Annotated in this window: 12 protein-coding genes; 5 read left to right on the top strand and 7 right to left on the bottom strand. The window is 70.3% G+C overall.

The features are described from left to right. Positions 1 to 81: 81 nt before the first annotated feature. Together ACWEFB_RS03665 and ACWEFB_RS03660 are read right to left on the bottom strand one after the other, a co-directional pair. Positions 82 to 1,920, bottom strand: coding sequence for an IPT/TIG domain-containing protein (locus tag ACWEFB_RS03665; protein ID WP_452281889.1), 1,839 nt, complete (start codon positions 1,918 to 1,920; stop codon positions 82 to 84). A gap of 217 nt (positions 1,921 to 2,137) precedes the next feature. Beyond that, a complete protein-coding gene (locus tag ACWEFB_RS03660) occupies positions 2,138 to 2,923 on the bottom strand; it encodes an aldo/keto reductase (RefSeq protein ID WP_452281887.1) in 786 nt (261 codons plus the stop codon). Between the two features lie 205 nt (positions 2,924 to 3,128). On the opposite strand from ACWEFB_RS03660, the gene ACWEFB_RS03655 reads away from it, so the two are divergent. Together ACWEFB_RS03655 and ACWEFB_RS03650 are read left to right on the top strand one after the other, a co-directional pair. After that, complete coding sequence (locus ACWEFB_RS03655; RefSeq protein WP_326560695.1) at positions 3,129 to 4,337, top strand: threonine synthase; 1,209 nt, start codon at positions 3,129 to 3,131, stop codon at positions 4,335 to 4,337. A 137-nt stretch (positions 4,338 to 4,474) separates the two neighbouring features. Then, positions 4,475 to 6,589, top strand: a complete 2,115-nt coding sequence (locus tag ACWEFB_RS03650) for a catalase (RefSeq protein ID WP_452281885.1) — start codon at positions 4,475 to 4,477, stop codon at positions 6,587 to 6,589. 88 nt (positions 6,590 to 6,677) lie between these two features. Here the strand turns inward: ACWEFB_RS03650 and ACWEFB_RS03645 are convergent, their stop codons facing one another. The 4 genes from ACWEFB_RS03645 to ACWEFB_RS03630 all read right to left on the bottom strand — a co-directional run bounded on the left by ACWEFB_RS03645 (position 6,678) and on the right by ACWEFB_RS03630 (position 11,064). Further along, positions 6,678 to 8,495, bottom strand: coding sequence for a glycoside hydrolase family 15 protein (locus tag ACWEFB_RS03645; protein WP_452281883.1), 1,818 nt, complete (start codon positions 8,493 to 8,495; stop codon positions 6,678 to 6,680). A 51-nt stretch (positions 8,496 to 8,546) separates the two neighbouring features. Further along, positions 8,547 to 8,939 carry a cupin domain-containing protein gene (locus ACWEFB_RS03640; protein WP_452281881.1) on the bottom strand — a complete coding sequence of 131 codons (393 nt, stop codon included), beginning with the start codon at positions 8,937 to 8,939 and terminating at the stop codon, positions 8,547 to 8,549. A gap of 324 nt (positions 8,940 to 9,263) precedes the next feature. After that, complete coding sequence (locus ACWEFB_RS03635) at positions 9,264 to 9,677, bottom strand: hypothetical protein (RefSeq protein WP_452281879.1); 414 nt, start codon at positions 9,675 to 9,677, stop codon at positions 9,264 to 9,266. Positions 9,678 to 9,972: 295 nt separating this feature from the next. Beyond that, complete coding sequence (locus tag ACWEFB_RS03630; protein WP_452281877.1) at positions 9,973 to 11,064, bottom strand: NAD(P)-binding domain-containing protein; 1,092 nt, start codon at positions 11,062 to 11,064, stop codon at positions 9,973 to 9,975. A 179-nt stretch (positions 11,065 to 11,243) separates the two neighbouring features. Between ACWEFB_RS03630 and ACWEFB_RS03625 the strand changes: the two genes are divergently transcribed. The 3 genes from ACWEFB_RS03625 (at position 11,244) to aceB (ending at position 14,375) form a co-directional block, all read left to right on the top strand. Then, on the top strand, positions 11,244 to 11,999 hold the full coding sequence (locus ACWEFB_RS03625) for an MIP/aquaporin family protein (RefSeq protein WP_452281875.1): 756 nt from the start codon (positions 11,244 to 11,246) through the stop codon (positions 11,997 to 11,999). A 155-nt stretch (positions 12,000 to 12,154) separates the two neighbouring features. Next, positions 12,155 to 12,595, top strand: a complete 441-nt coding sequence (locus tag ACWEFB_RS03620; RefSeq protein ID WP_452281873.1) for a hypothetical protein — start codon at positions 12,155 to 12,157, stop codon at positions 12,593 to 12,595. A 178-nt stretch (positions 12,596 to 12,773) separates the two neighbouring features. After that, positions 12,774 to 14,375, top strand: a complete 1,602-nt coding sequence (gene aceB / locus ACWEFB_RS03615; protein ID WP_452281871.1) for a malate synthase A — start codon at positions 12,774 to 12,776, stop codon at positions 14,373 to 14,375. A gap of 25 nt (positions 14,376 to 14,400) precedes the next feature. On the opposite strand, the gene ACWEFB_RS03610 is transcribed toward aceB, so the two are convergent. Further along, positions 14,401 to 14,889 (bottom strand): SRPBCC family protein, encoded by a 489-nt coding sequence (locus ACWEFB_RS03610; protein ID WP_452281869.1) that lies wholly within the window; start codon positions 14,887 to 14,889, stop codon positions 14,401 to 14,403. Positions 14,890 to 14,978: the final 89 nt, after the last annotated feature.

Here is a 14,978-nt window from a genome sequence, read left to right as displayed (position 1 = left end):
CGAACGGATCCGGGCTCCCGGACGGATGCCCAGGAGCCCGGATCGTTCACCGGTGGATCAGATCATGCGGGTACGGATGGATCAGACGGTGAAGGAGAGCCGCGCACGGCGGCGGATCACCATCAGTGCCACCGCGCCGGCACCGATCAGCAGCAGCGCGACGGTGAGCAGGGTGCCCACCGAGGCACCGGTGACCGGCAGGCCACCTGCCACGTAGCGGAAGGTCAGCCCGTTGGAGCTGCCCGCATCGGTGGTGACGCTGACGGTGGTGTTCCCGCCCGCGCAGGGCGGGGTCACGAAGGTCAGCGACAGTCCGTCGGGGCTGACCGTGACCGCGGTGGCCGGGATCGACCGCCCGCAGATGTTCACGATCGTCGCGCCCGGCACGAAGCCGCTGCCGCCGACCGTGACGGTCGTGCCGCCACCGGTCGGGCCCTGGTCCGGGTCGAGGTCGCTGATGGTCGGTGCGGCCAGCACGTAGGTGAAGCCGTCCGGCGCGGTGGCGTCCGGGCCCTCCAGGAGCACGACCACGTCAACCGGTCCGACCGGTCCGGCCGGGGTGGTGACGGTCAGCGAGGTGCCGCCCGGGTTCACCACCAGGTTGGTGCCGAGGTTGCCGCCGAAGGTCACCCCGGTGGCCCCGGTGAAGCCGGTACCGGTGATCGTCACGCTGGTGCCGCCCGAGGTCGGACCCGTGTCGGGTACGACGTCGGTGATCGTCGGCGCGACGAAGGTGAACACCGGCGCGACCGCCGTACCGGCCGGGAAGACCAGGTTCACCACGGCGGGTCCGGCGGTGTTGGCCGGGGTCACCACGGTGATGCTGGTGCCCCCCGGGTTCACCGTGAAGCCGGTGCCCGGAATCCCGTCGAAGGTGACGCCGGTGGCCCCGGTGAACCCGGTACCGGTGATCGTGACCAGCGTGCCGCCGGCGGTGGGGCCGGAGGTCGGGGTCAGGTCGCCGACGACCGCGTCGCTACCGTCGGCGAGGTAGGTGTAGGCCAGCGAGTCGGAGTCGCCGCTCGACGTGCTCACCACAACGGATGCCGGTCCGACCTCGCCGGCCGGGGTGGTCGCGGTCAGCGATGTGCCGCCCGGGGCGACAACAACGTTGGTCGCGGGTACGCCGTCGAAGTTGACGGTGGTGTCACCGGGGATGAAGTTGGCGCCGGTGATGGTCACCTGCTGCCCGCCGGACTGCGGTCCGGAGTTCGGGACGATCGACGCGGCGGTCGGCGCCGGCGCCGCGAGCGCCCGCTCGCAGGTCGCCGAGGCGACGGTCACGTCACCGACGTCGATGTTGATCGGCAGGCCGAGGACCGTACCGGTGAGCGTGACGGCGGCGATCACGGCGGTTGCCGTCGCCCCGCCCGCGGCAACCGTCTCGACGCTGGTCAGGGTGACGTTGAGCGCCGCGCCGATCACACCGGGGACGACAACCGCCAGGCTGCCGTCGACTCCGGGGGTGTTGGGGAGCAGGTTGACCGGGGCACCGAAGAGGGTCAGGCCGTTCAGCGTGGTGTCGGCGGTCTGCGTACCGACGGCCGGGCAGGTCACGGCCGCCGAGATCTCGCCTGCCGTGATGACACTGGCGCCGAGAATGCTCAGCGACAGGTTGTTGACGGTGGACGTCGCGGAGGAGATGCCCGGGTCCCGGGTGGCGGTCACGGTCACCGTGCCGGTCGCCGCCGCACCGACCGCGCCGGGCAGGCTGATCGCCAGTGCGGTGTCGGAGTCGGTGCCGCCGCCGGGCGGCGCGGTCACCGAACCGATCGTGGCGTCCGCGGTGATCACCGGAACACCGAGTACGTCGGCGTCGAGAGCCACCACCAGTCCGGTGGCGCTCGCGTCGCCGGGCGCCGCGAGAGCAGGCGATGCCAGCCCCAGCGTCGTCGCCCCGGCGACCGCGAGGGTCAGCACTGCAGTTGATGTGTTTCGCCAGATAGGACGCACCGTCGTTGCCTCGTCTCAAAGATCACGTCAGAGTCTTCTCGAGGGTCGAGAAAACTACTCAAACAACCCGATCTTTGTAACGAAGGCAGTACTGGGCGGTTACGACGAAAACGGACTGATCGTACCGCAAGCGTCCAGATCTAGCAAACTATCCGATTTTTGGGAGGCCGTAACCCACTCGGGGTCAGCCGGCGAGGCCGTCGATCCGGCGCAGCTCGTCGTCGCTCAGCGAGAAGCCGAACACGTCGAAGTTGGCCCTGATCCGCTCCGGGGTGACCGACTTGGGGATCACCACCACCCCGTGGTCGATGTGCCAGCGGAGCACCACCTGGCTCGCCGTGACCCCGTGCGCCCCGGCTATCTCGACCAGCACCGGATCGCTGAGGTTGGTGCTCTTGAACGGGCTGTACCCCTCCAGCGCCACCCCGCGCTCCCGGTTCTCCGCCTCCCGGTCCGGGTCGTACAGCGACGGGCCCCAGCGGATCTGGTTCACCGCCGGAGCCACCGAGGTCGCCTGGATCAGGACGTCGAGCTGGGTGGTGCTGTAGTTGCTCACACCGACCGCCCGGGCCAGCCCCTCGTTGCGTACGGCGATGAACTCCCGCCAGGTGTCGAGCCCACCACCCCGCTGCGGCGGCCAGTGGATCAACCACAGGTCGACATGGTCGGTGCCGAGGGCGGCCAGGCTGGCGGCCAACGTCCGTCGCTCGTGTCCGGCGTGCTCGGGCGGGAGTTTGGTGGTGAGGAAGACCTCCTCGCGCGGCACCCCGCTGTCCCGCAGCGCCCGCCCCACCTCGTCCTCGTTGCCGTACGCGGTGGCGGTGTCGATGTGCCGGTAACCGGCCTCCAGGGCGGCCCGTACCGCCTCGTAGCAGGCCCGGCCGGTGGCCTGCCAGGTGCCGAAGCCGACCAGCGGCATGGCCACCTCGCCGGGCAGGGCGACCGTCGGTTGGTCCACGGATGAGGTCATGGGATCTCCTACCCACAGCGGCCGGGACCATGCACGGGGTCACCGGACCGGGAGAGAATACCGGTGGCGGTGACGACCCGGACGGCGACGGACGCCTGCGTACGCCCGGTCAGCCGCCCGGCGTACAGTTTCTGATCTTCGGACCGTTACCTGTCGGGGACTCGGTCCGGGGCCGTCCCGCCGCACGGACCACCCGAGGAGAACGGTGTACCTGACCCACCTGGAGTGCCCGCGCTGCGGCGACACCGCCGAGGCCGACCAGCCACAGAACCTCTGCTCCTGCGGCTCCCCGCTGCTCGCCCGGTACGACCTGGACGCGGTGGCCGCCGCGGTCAAGCCGGCGGAGTTCGCCGGTCGTCCGGCCGACCTGTGGCGCTACCGGGAACTGCTGCCGGTGGCCGACCCGGCGTACGTGACCACGCTCGGCGAGGGCTGGACGCCGATGGTGGCCGCTCCCCGCTACGGCGCCGGGATCGGGCTGCCCGGACTGCTGATCAAGGACGAGGGACTGATCCCCACCGGTTCCTTCAAGGCACGCGGGGCCGCCGTCGGGATCTCCCGGGCCAGGGAGCTCGGGATCCGCCGGGTGGCGATGCCGACCAACGGCAACGCGGGTGCCGCCTGGGCCACGTACGCCGCCCGTGCCGGCATCGGGGCGACCATCGCGATGCCGGTCGCCGCGCCGACCATCACCCGTCGGGAGTGCATCGCCGCCGGGGCCGACCTGCACCTGATCGACGGTCTGATCAACGACGCCGGGCGGTACGTCGCCGGCTTGATCGCCGCGTCGGCGGACTCCCCCGAGGGCCCGATCTTCGACGCGAGCACGCTCAAGGAGCCGTACCGGCTCGAGGGCAAGAAGACCATGGGGTACGAGATCGTCGAACAGCTCGGGTGGCAGGTCCCGGACGTGATCCTCTACCCGACCGGGGGCGGGGTCGGGCTGATCGGCATCCACAAGGCGCTGCACGAGATGCGGCAGCTCGGCTGGATCGGCGACCGGTTCCCCCGCCTGGTGGCGGTCCAGTCGACGGGTTGCGCCCCGATCGTGCGCGCCTTCGGTTCGGGTGCCCGACGGGCCGAGCCGTGGGTCGACGCCCAGACGGTGGCGTTCGGGATCACCGTGCCGGCGCCGCTCGGCGACGAGCTGATCCTGGACGCGCTGCGGGACACGGCGGGAACCGCGATCGCCGTACGCGACGAGGACATCCTGGCCGACCTGCGCGAGTTCGGTGCCCGGGAGGGTCTGCTGCTCTGTCCCGAGGGCGCGGCGTGCCTGACGGCGGCGAAGCAGCTCCGGGCCGGTGGCTGGATCCGGGCCGACGAGCGGGTGGTGGTGCTCAACACCGGTGCCGGCCTGAAGTACCCGGAGACGATCGACGCCGACAACCTCCCGGTGCTGCCCCGCCCGTGAACCGGGGCGGGTTGCCACGCCGGTAACTCCACGAAAACGCCCGAGGCGCCTGTGAACGGCGCAGAATTGCGGTAATCACGCAGTCTGTCTTGATACCGGACAGACCGCGCGTACCGCTTGCCTCGGGAGGATCCGCGATGACGCCGCGACCGCAGTCCGAACCCACCGCCAAGTCTCGGCAACTCGCCGCCGCCGAGGTCGACCCGCTGACCGGATACCTCACCACCGACCAGGGGATCCGGGTATCGGACACGGACAACTCCCTGCGGGCCGGCGCCAGGGGGCCGAGCCTGCTCGAGGACTTCCACCTCCGCGAGAAGATCATGCGGTTCGACCACGAGCGGATCCCGGAGCGGGTGGTCCACGCGCGCGGGTCGGGGGCGCACGGTTACTTCCAGGTGTACGAGTCGCTGGCCGACCGTACCGCCGCCACCTTCCTGCACGACCCGTCGGTCCGTACGCCGGTGTTCGTCCGGTTCTCCACCGTCCAGGGATCCAGAGGCTCGGCGGACACCCCGCGCGACGTACGCGGCTTCGCCACGAAGTTCTACACCGAGCAGGGCAACTTCGACCTGGTCGGCAACAACATGCCGGTCTTCTTCATCCAGGACGGGATCAAGTTCCCGGACCTGGTGCACGCGCTCAAACCCGAGCCGCAGCACGAGATGCCGCAGGCCGCCTCGGCGCACGACACGTTCTGGGACTTCGTCTCGCTGCAACCGGAGACCATGCACCACGTCATCTGGCTGATGTCCGACCGGGCCCTGCCGCGCAGCTTCCGCACCATGCAGGGGTTCGGCGTACACACGTTCCGGCTGGTCAACGCGAGCGGCCGGTCGACCTTCGTGAAGTTCCACTGGACCCCGGTCCTCGGCACCCACTCGCTGGTCTGGGACGAGGCGCAGAAGATCGCCGGCAAGGACCCGGACTTCAACCGTCGGGACCTGTGGGAGGCGATCGACGCCGGCCACTTCCCGGAGTACGAACTCGGCATGCAGTTCATCCCGGAGGACCAGGAGTTCGGGTTCGACGACATCGACCTGCTCGACGCGACGAAGATCATTCCGGAGGAGGTGGTGCCGGTGACCCCGGTCGGACGGATGGTCCTCGACCGCAACCCGGAGAACTTCTTCGCCGAGACCGAGCAGGTGGCGTTCTGCATCGGCAACGTGGTGCCGGGCATCGACTTCACCAACGACCCGCTGTTGCAGGCCCGGCTCTTCTCCTACCTCGACACCCAGCTCACCCGGCTGGGCGGCCCGAACTTCGCCCAGATCCCGATCAACCAGCCGGTCGCGCCGGTGGCCAACCACCAGCAGGACGGCTTCCACCAGCAGACCATCCGGCGCGGGCCGGCCAACTACCACCCGCACTCGATCGGCGGCGACGGCCCGCTGATCGCCGGGCCGGATCAGCAGCCGTTCGTCACCTACCCGGAGACGGTGGACGGCCCGAAGGAACGTCGTCGCAGCGCCACCTTCGCCGACCACTACAGCCAGGCCACCCTGTTCTGGAACAGCATGTCCGACTGGGAACGGCAGCACATCGTGGCCGCGTACCGGTTCGAGCTGGGCAAGGTCACCCGGCTGCCGATCCGCGCGCTGATGGTGACGCACCTCAACCGGATCGACCACCAGCTCGCCACCGCCGTCGCGGCCGGGATCGGGGTGCCCGCACCGGAACCGGAGGGCGAGAACCACGGCCGCACCTCCCCCGCCCTGAGCCAGGCACTGACCGCCCGGGAGACGATCCTCGGCCGGAAGATCGCCGTCCTGGTCACCAACGGGGTGGACCGGGAGAGCGTCACCGTCCTGGAGCAGGCCCTGACCGCGCTGGGCGCCACCGTGGAACTGCTCGCGCCGGTCGACGGGAACGTCACCACCGTCGACGGCGTCGACCTGCCGGTCACCCGGGCGATCACCACCGTCGCCTCGGTCCTCTACGACGCCGTGGTGCTGCCGGCCGGTGAGGACGCCGCGCTGGCGCTGACCGCCGACGGGTACGCGGTGCACTTCGTCGCCGAGGCGTACAAGCACGCCAAGCCGATCGGCGTACTCGGTAGCGGGCTGGCGGTGTTCAACCAGGCCGGGCTGACCGCACCGGTCCCCGACCGCAGCGGCGTGGGCCGGGCAGCCGGCGTGATCGTCCAGTCAACCGCCGGCCCGGCCAGCGACGACTTCGTAGCGGCCCTCGTCGAGGACATAGCCCACCACCGCCACTTCAACCGCCCCCTCGACGTCATCCCCGCCTGACCCGCCGCCCTCCTGTTGAAGATCGCGCTCAGGTAGAGAAAGAGTGGCTATTCCTTCGGGGGTAGCCACTCTTTCTCTACAAGAGGCGCTACCCCCGGAAGGCGGGTTGTTCTTCGGTGAGTTGCCAGGCGGCGTTGATGAGGCCTACGTGGGAGAGGGCCTGCGGGGTGTTGCCCAGGTGTTGGCCGCTGGCGGGGTCGATCTGCTCGGCGAAGAGTCCCAGGTCGTTGCCCCGGGCCAGGGTACGTTCGAAAAGGGCCTCGGCCCGTTCCCGCTCCCCGGCCAGGACCAGGCACTCGACCAGCCAGAACGTGCAGAGGACAAACGCGGCCGGGTCGCCCGACCAGCGCCGGATCAGCCCGTCGGTGCCCAGCCGGCTCTCGATCGCCTCGATCGTCGACCGCATCCGGGGATCGGTCGCCGGCAGGAACCTCGCCAGCGGCATGATCAGTGCGGAGGCGTCCAGTTCGTCGGTGCCGATCACCCCGACGTACGCGCCGAGGCGTTCGTTCCAGCCGTCGGCGAGGACCATCTCCCGGATCTCGTCCCGGACCTTGGCCCAGCGCTCGACCCGCGATCGGGCGTCCGTACCGAGCTTGGGTGCGAGTTGCACCGCCCGGTCCAGCGCCACCCAGGCCATCACCTTCGACGACAGGTACTGCCGTTCGGCGCCCCGCTCCTCCCACATGCCGCAGTCCGGTGCCCGCCACGTGCCGACCACCTCCTCGGCGAGGCTGATCAGCATCGCCCGCAGCTCCCCGTCGAACTCGCCGAGCTGGTCACTGAGCCGCTTGGTGGCGGCGAAGATCTCACCCGGTACGTCGAGCTGGCGCTGCCCCCAGGCGTCGTTGCCGACCCGGACCGGACGGCTGCTCGCGTACCCGCGCAGGTGGGCCAGGGAGTGTTCGGTGAGGTCCCGCTCGCCTTCCACCCCGTACATGATCTGCACGGGTCCGGGGCCGATCCGGCCGGCGGAACGGGCCGCCCAGGCGAACAGGCGGGACGTCTCGTCCGGGCAGGCGGCGATCCAGAGCGCGTGCATGGTGAACGCGAAGTCGCGCAGCCAGGCGTACCGGTAGTCGTAGTTCCGGCTGCCGCCGGGGTCTTCGGGTAGCGAGGTCGTGGCGGCGGCCACCAGGGTCCCGCTCGGCACGTACGTCAGTCCCTGCAACACCAGTGCGCTGCGCCTGACCTGGTCTGCGTACCGGCCGTCGTAGTGGTGCTCCGCGTCGAGTGAGCGCCACGACCGCGCGGTGTCGTCGATGGTGGCCCGCTGGGCCGGGTCGCCCGGCGGCACCGGGGCGTACGCCTGCGTGTAGGCCAGGTCGAACGGGATCACCTGACCCGCGTCGACCTCGAACTCGGCGGTGGCGTGGCCCCGCTCGCAGTGCACCGGCACCGGGGCGCTCATGGTCAGGGTCGCCGGCCCTGCCGCCGCCACCACCCTGTCCCCCTGGTGGTGCACGTACGGCGCCAGCAGCCCGTACTCGGGGCGGGGTACAAACTCGGTACGCATCCGTACGCTGCCGGTGAGCCCTTCGACGACCCGGAGCAACACCGCCGGCGAGCGGTGCCCCAGGTCGTGCCCGCGCGCCCCCGGTTCGAGGGCGAGCGCGTCGGTGACCGCCACGCTCCCGCTGTCGGTGTGGTGCACCGTACGCAGTACCAGCGTGCCGGGCAGGTACTCCCGCTCGGTCCGGTATCCGGGCCGGTCCCGATCGACCGGCGCCAGCAGCCAGTACCCGGCATCCGGGTCGAGCAGCCGGCCGAAGACGGAGGGGCTGTCGAACCGGGCCGGGCACCACCAGTCGACCGAGCCGCCGCGACCGACCAGGGCGGCCGACCGGCAGTCGGAGAGGAAGCCGTAGTCGGAGATCGGGGCGTCGGTGTGCGGTGACTCGGACACCGCCCCCGGATACCCCGATCCCCGCCACTCACCGCGCGACGATCATCGACTTCAGGAGGTCGGCGGTTCGTCCTTGCCGGCTTCCTCGGCCGCGTCGGCCTCCTCCTTGGTCCGGTGCACCGCCTTGTCGGCGTGCTCCGGCGGGCCGTAGACGGTGTAGAGCACCAGTGGATTGGGACCGGTGTTGACGAAGTTGTGCTTCGTCCCGGCCGGCACCACCACCAGGTCGCCCTGGGCCACCTTCTTGGTCCTGCCGGCCACCCGGGCCTCGCCGGTGCCGCTGACGAAGGTGAGGATCTGGTCGGTGTCCTCGTGGACCTCCTCGCCGATCTCACCACCGGCCGGAATGGTCATGATGACGAGTTGGGTGTGCTCGCCGGTCCAGAGCACCTGACGGAAGTCCGGGCTCTTCTCGGCGACGGTCGCGATAGTGAAATGCTCCATGTCCGCCTCCTTACCCCGATGGGCACCGGATGACGCGCGGCAATCGGTACCGGGATGGAGGTTTGCCGATCGCGTGGGTGGGAACGTCAATATCTGACCGGCGCTACGGAGAACCTTTTCCGGACCGGTCGAGCCAGGTCCCCGCTGGCGTACCGCCGAAGGGCTGCGGTGGTGGGAGACGGCCAGAGCGCGGCGACGCCCGACCGAGTCGGGCGGCGCCGCGCGCTCATGTACCCACCCGTTGCCTGCTCCACACCTCTTGCCCGTCCCGGACGCCAGTGGTCCCCGGGACGTGGCATGTCCCGGGGACCACTGCCGGGGGTGTCAGGAGAGCACAGCGAGGTGGAACGCCCGGTCGGCCGGGACACCGGCGGAGGTCCAGGTCTGGACGAAGACGCCGTTGGCGACGCCCGACCGACCGACAACGGCGATCTCGCCCGAGGGTGAGGTGCCGACGCTGCCGGTGAGTCCGATCGTGCCGACGTAGGCCGAGCCGGTGACGTCGTGGCTGAACACGACCTGGTACTGGCCGACGGCGAGACGGGCGGCCGAGACCACGCCGAAGCCGCGTACGACGGCACCGGTGCCGCCGTTGATCACGGCGAAGAAGGTCTGGGCGGTGGGCGGCAGCCCGGCGGTGGTCGCCGGTACAAACTCGACGCCCACTCCGGCCGCTTCGGCGGCACTGGCGGACGGCTGCTCGGTCGACTTGCCCTTGCTGGTGGCGGATTCGGACATGGTGATGCTCCTTGCTGGAGCAGGCTGGACGGCAGCCTGCGGGGGATGGGAGGAAATGGAACAGATCCATTGATCTATGGGAAAAACCGAGATTCCCACCTGATCAATGCCATTTACCTCCTTAAGGCTAGGCCCGACTACCGCCAGTGACCAGGTCGTACACCTGTACAATCAACGACAGACATCACTAAATACGAGCAGGGTTCGCAAATCACCCGACCTCTCTCGTCCTATGTGGACCGATTGTTGATGTCGGTGCTGCTCCGAGGGGGTGGGAGGTCAATCGGCGGAACTGTCAGCCGATGACCGCCGGGTGCAGAAAACGCCGGACCTCGCGTACGGCCGCACGACCGGCCCGGTTCGCGCCGATAGTGCTCGCCGACGGACCGTAACCAACCAACTGGATCCGGGGATCCGCGACCACGCGGGTCCCGTCCATGGTGATCCCACCACCCGGTGCCCGCAGCCGCAGCGGGGCGAGGTGGTCCAGGGCGGCCCGGAACCCGGTGCACCAGAGGATCACGTCGGCGTCGACCGTACGACCGTCGGCCCAGACGGCCCCGTCCGCAGTGATCCGGTCGAACATCGGCAACCGGCGCAGTACGCCGCGTTCCCGCAGTTCGCGTACCCGGGGTGTGTCGACGAGCCCGGTCACACCGACCACGCTGCCCGGCGGGCGACCGGCGCGTACCGCCTCCTCCACCAGGGCCACCGCGGCCCGGCCGTGTTCCTCCCGGGTGAACTCACCCTCCCGGAAGACCGGCGGCCGGCGGGTCACCCAGGTGGTACGGGCGACCTCGGAGATCTCGCCGAGCAGTTGCACCGCCGAGGTCCCGCCACCGACCACGAGCACGTGCTTGCCGGCGAACTCGGCCGGACCCCGGTAGTCGGCGGTGTGCAACTGCCGCCCCCGGAACAGTTCCTGCCCCGGGTAGTGCGGCCAGAACGGCCGGGTCCAGGTGCCGGTCGCGTTGATCAACGCGCGGGCGGTCCAGGTCTTTTCGCCCCGTGCCCCTTCGGCGGGGGCGGCGACCACGTCGAGGCGCCCGTCGGGGCGGTCCCGTACGGCGTCGACCCGTACCGGCCGGTGCACCGGGAGGCCGAACTCCCGCTCGTACCGCTCGAAGTACTCGGCCACCACGTCGGCCGCCACCCGGGTCGGGTCGGGCGTCCCCAGCGGCAGTCCGGGCAGGTCGTTGATCCCGTGTACGCCGTCGAACCGCAGCGTCCGCCACCGGTGCCGCCACGCGCCGCCCGGCCCGTCGTCGCCGTCCAGCAGCACGTATCCGGACTCGGGCGCGAACCCGGCCCGGTGCAGGAAGTAGCCGGCGGAGAGTCCGGCCTGACCGGCTCCGATCACCACGACGTCGACATCACGGCCATCCACGGCCGGTACAACCACCGGGCCGGTGGGATCCGTACCGGTTGCCGGCGTCGGTCGGCTCACATCGCGGCCCGGCGCCGGCCAGTTCGAGGCGGCGGTCAGGGATCACGACAGGCCCGACATGGACCCATAATCAGGCGGAAATGTCGTCGGAATGGCTGAAAGGTTCCTATCCTGACGACATGGACAACACCAAACGCTACGGCGCGGAGTTCCTCGGCACCTTGCTGCTGGTCTTCTTCGGCGTCGGCAGCGTCATCGCCGCCCGTGTCGAGGGCGGCGTGGTCGTGGTGGCCCTGACCTTCGGCTTCATCCTGCTCGTCCTGACCTACATGCTCCTGCCACTCTCCGGCTGCCACGTCAACCCGGCCGTGACGCTCGGTGCCCTGCTCACCGGCCGGATCTCGCTGGCCGGGGCGATCGGCTACTGGATCTCCCAACTGGTCGGCTCGGTGATCGGCGCACTCCTGCTCTGGATCCTGGTCAAGGGCGGCGACGTGGTCGACCAGAGCGGCGCTCTCGGCACCAACGGCTACGGCGCCAACATCAACCTCGGCGGCACGTTCCTGCTGGAAATCGTGCTCACCTTCCTGCTGGTCCTGGTCATCCTCACGGTGACCAGCAGGTACGAGCAGCGCGCGATCGCCGCCGTCGCCATCGGGCTCGCCATCGCCGCCTGCCACCTGGTCGGCGTCGCACTGGACGGGACGTCGGTGAACCCGGCCCGGTCGTTCGGCCCGGCCCTGTTCGAGGGCGGCGCGGCCCTGTCCCAGCTCTGGGTCTTCATCGTGGCGCCGCTGATCGGCGGGATCCTCGCCGCCCTGGCCCTGCCGCTCACCCTGGGTCCCGACTGGCGCAGCCCTGCCCTCGCACCCAGCCCGGGACCCGGCGGCCCCGGCCCGGCCCCCGAGCCGCCGGGACCGCCCGCCGTCGCCTGAGGACGTCCAGCACGGTCGATGGCCCAGCCATAACGGGGCCTCTCCAGCCCCCTCCACGACCTCGCTCCCCTGGAACGTGGGGACGGCGATCGATAGGCTGACGCCCAGTCGGTGGCGCCCGGATCGCCATCACGGTCCACGACAGGGCGGTCGGGATGGCGTACGGACACCTGCGGCGGGCACTCCCGCTCCTGCTACTCGGGGCAATGGTCGGGCTGACCGGTTGCACCGGCGTCGGGGTGGCCGGCGCACCGGACTCCGGCTCGGCGACGTACCAGGTGTGGGGGCTGAACGAGACCTCGAGCGAACTCGGCGGAGCGAACCGGACCGTGGTCCTCAACGGGGATTTCGAGAACGACAGCAAGGCGTTCTTCGCCGTCGAGGGCGACTGGGACAAGGACGGGTTCACCCTGGACGAGGCGAGCGGCACGAAGGTCCGGGACCTGGCCGACTCGCTGCCGGAACGTACCGGCGACCCGAACTGCGTACGGCTGGTCCTGGTCGACGGCCGCCTCCTCGGCGACCAAGCCGTGGCCGCCATCACGGTCGCCGATCTACCCGAAACCGGCCCGGTAACCGCCACCCCCCTGACCTAACCCCCGTCCCCGCCCCCTTCCGTCGTCGATCTTGCAGTTGTGGTGCCCCGAATCAGGGCACTGATCCCGATTCATGTACCACCACAAGTGCAAGATCGGCGCGGTGCGCGGGGTGGGGGTGGCTCGTCTAGAGTCGGCGGGCGGGTGTTGGTGGGTTGGGGTAGTGGGGGGAGTGTCAATGGGTCTGACCAACGGTGTTGAGGTTGACGGGCCGTTGCACGAGCGGTACGACGAGATTCTCAGCGCCGAGGCGCTCGGGTTCCTGGCCGAACTGCACCGCGTCTTCGAGCCCCGGCGCCGGGACCTGATGGCCCGCCGGGCCGCGCGGGAGGCGGTGCTGGCCGAGGGCGGGTTGTTCGACTTCCTCCCCGACACCGCGCACATCCGCGAGGGCGACTGGCGGGTCGCCGAACCCGCACCCGGGCTGGTCGATCGCCGGGTCGAGATCACCGGACCCACTGACGCGAAGATGACCATCAACGCGCTCAACTCCGGTGCGAAGGTGTGGCTCGCCGACCTGGAGGACGCAAACACCCCGGCCTGGGAAAACGTGATCGGCGGGCAACTCAACCTGCGGGACGCGATCGACCGTACGCTCGACTTCACCGGACCGACCGGCAAGCGCTACACCCTGCACGACGGCGACCTGGCCACCATCGTCGTACGCCCGCGTGGCTGGCACCTGACCGAGAAGCACCTCCTGGTCGACGGCGAGCGGCTGGCCGGGGCGCTGGTCGACTTCGGCCTCTACTTCTTCCACTGCGCCCGCCGGCAACTCGACCGAGGCGCCGGCCCCTACTTCTACCTGCCCAAACTGGAGAGTCACCTCGAGGCGCGGCTCTGGAACGACGTCTTCGTGCTCGCGCAGGAACGGCTCGGCATCCCGCGCGGCACTATCCGGGCAACGGTGCTGATCGAGACCTTCCCGGCCGCGTTCGAGATGGAGGAGATCCTCCACGAGCTGCGCGAGCACTCCGCCGGGCTGAACGCCGGCCGCTGGGACTACATGTTCAGCGTGGTCAAGAAGTTCCGCAGCAGGGGCGCGGACTTCCTGCTCCCGGACCGGAACACGGTGACGATGACCGCCCCGTTCATCCGGGCGTACACCGAACTGCTCGTCCGGACCTGTCACAAGCGCGGCGCGCACGCGATCGGCGGCATGGCCGCGTTCATCCCGAGCCGGCGCGACCCGCAGGTCAACGAGACCGCGCTGGCCAAGGTCCGCGAGGACAAGACGCGCGAGGCGGGCGACGGCTTCGACGGCTCCTGGGTGGCCCACCCGGACCTGGTGCCGCTCTGCCGGGAGATCTTCGACGCCCACCTCGGCGACCGGCCGCACCAGCTCGACCGGGTCCGCGCCGACGTCACCGTCACCGCCGCGCAACTGCTGGACGTACGGCACACGCCCGGGTCGCGTACGGAGGCGGGGCTGCGCAGCAACATCAGCGTCGGCATCCAGTACCTCGCCAGTTGGTTGGCCGGCACCGGCGCGGTGGCCATCAACAACCTGATGGAGGACGCGGCGACCGCCGAGATCTCCCGTTCCCAGGTGTGGCAGTGGCTGCACACCGGGGTGACGCTCGACGCCGGCAGCGGTGGGGCCGGACCCGGCCAGTTGGTCACCCGTGAACTGGTCGAACGGATCGCCGACGAGGAAATCGCGGCGCTGGGCGGCGACCCCGGTCGGTACGCCGCCGCCCGTGACCTCTTCCTCGAGGTGGCCGTCGCGGACGAGTTCGTCGACTTCCTCACCGTGCCGGCGTACGAGCGGATGCCCTGACCGGGGTCCCGCCGTCGGCGCGCGATCAGTCCGTTGTGGACTGTTTTCCGGCGTACGCGGCCAGCCCCTCGGCGGTCTGCCGGATGAACCGTCCGAGGAACAGGCGGTAGAACCAGCCGGTGCCGGGCACCTTCGCCTCGAAGGTCGAGTGCCACCGGATCGTGGTGCCCTCCAAGGTCGGCGTCAGGTCGACGTCGGCCCGGTAGTCCCGCAGCGGCAGCCCGGACAGGAGTACGTAACTGAGCCGACGGCCCGGCACCAGTTCCACGATCTCCTCCCGGCTGGTCATCGGCCCGGTACGGAACACCCGGATCGCGCCCACCTCCTCGTGTGCGCCCGGCCCGCCGTCCCCGGCCCCGGCCCCGGCCCCGTCCACCGGCGGTACCGCCCGTTCCAGCTCGAACGAGTCCAGCCCCGACCAGGTCGGCCAGGTGGCGCCGGCCCGCAGCAGCTCGTACACCGTCTCCACCCCGGCCCCCGACCGAACCGTCACATCGATGTCCTGCCGTCCCATTCCCACTCCCCCGTGGATCGTGCGCCCGTCTTCCGTCGATCTAGGGTAAATCCTCGTTAGTCGATCTTTGAACGCCACCATTTGCCCTA

Source organism: Micromonospora sp. NPDC004704 (assembly GCF_053601675.1).
Note: the sequence above shows the minus strand (reverse complement) of the source record. Positions and strands in the feature narration are given on the sequence as shown.

Bases quoted from the DNA above. Each gene is read 5' to 3' on its own strand.
- aceB (WP_452281871.1), top strand. From the start codon at position 12,774: ATGGGTCTGACCAACGGTGTTGAGGTTGACGGGCCGTTGCACGAGCGG.
- ACWEFB_RS03640 (WP_452281881.1), bottom strand. From the start codon at position 8,939: ATGGAGCATTTCACTATCGCGACCGTCGCCGAGAAGAGCCCGGACTTC.
- ACWEFB_RS03635 (WP_452281879.1), bottom strand. From the start codon at position 9,677: ATGTCCGAATCCGCCACCAGCAAGGGCAAGTCGACCGAGCAGCCGTCC.
- ACWEFB_RS03660 (WP_452281887.1), bottom strand. From the start codon at position 2,923: ATGACCTCATCCGTGGACCAACCGACGGTCGCCCTGCCCGGCGAGGTG.
- ACWEFB_RS03610 (WP_452281869.1), bottom strand. From the start codon at position 14,889: ATGGGACGGCAGGACATCGATGTGACGGTTCGGTCGGGGGCCGGGGTG.
- ACWEFB_RS03650 (WP_452281885.1), top strand. From the start codon at position 4,475: ATGACGCCGCGACCGCAGTCCGAACCCACCGCCAAGTCTCGGCAACTC.
- ACWEFB_RS03620 (WP_452281873.1), top strand. From the start codon at position 12,155: ATGGCGTACGGACACCTGCGGCGGGCACTCCCGCTCCTGCTACTCGGG.
- ACWEFB_RS03625 (WP_452281875.1), top strand. From the start codon at position 11,244: ATGGACAACACCAAACGCTACGGCGCGGAGTTCCTCGGCACCTTGCTG.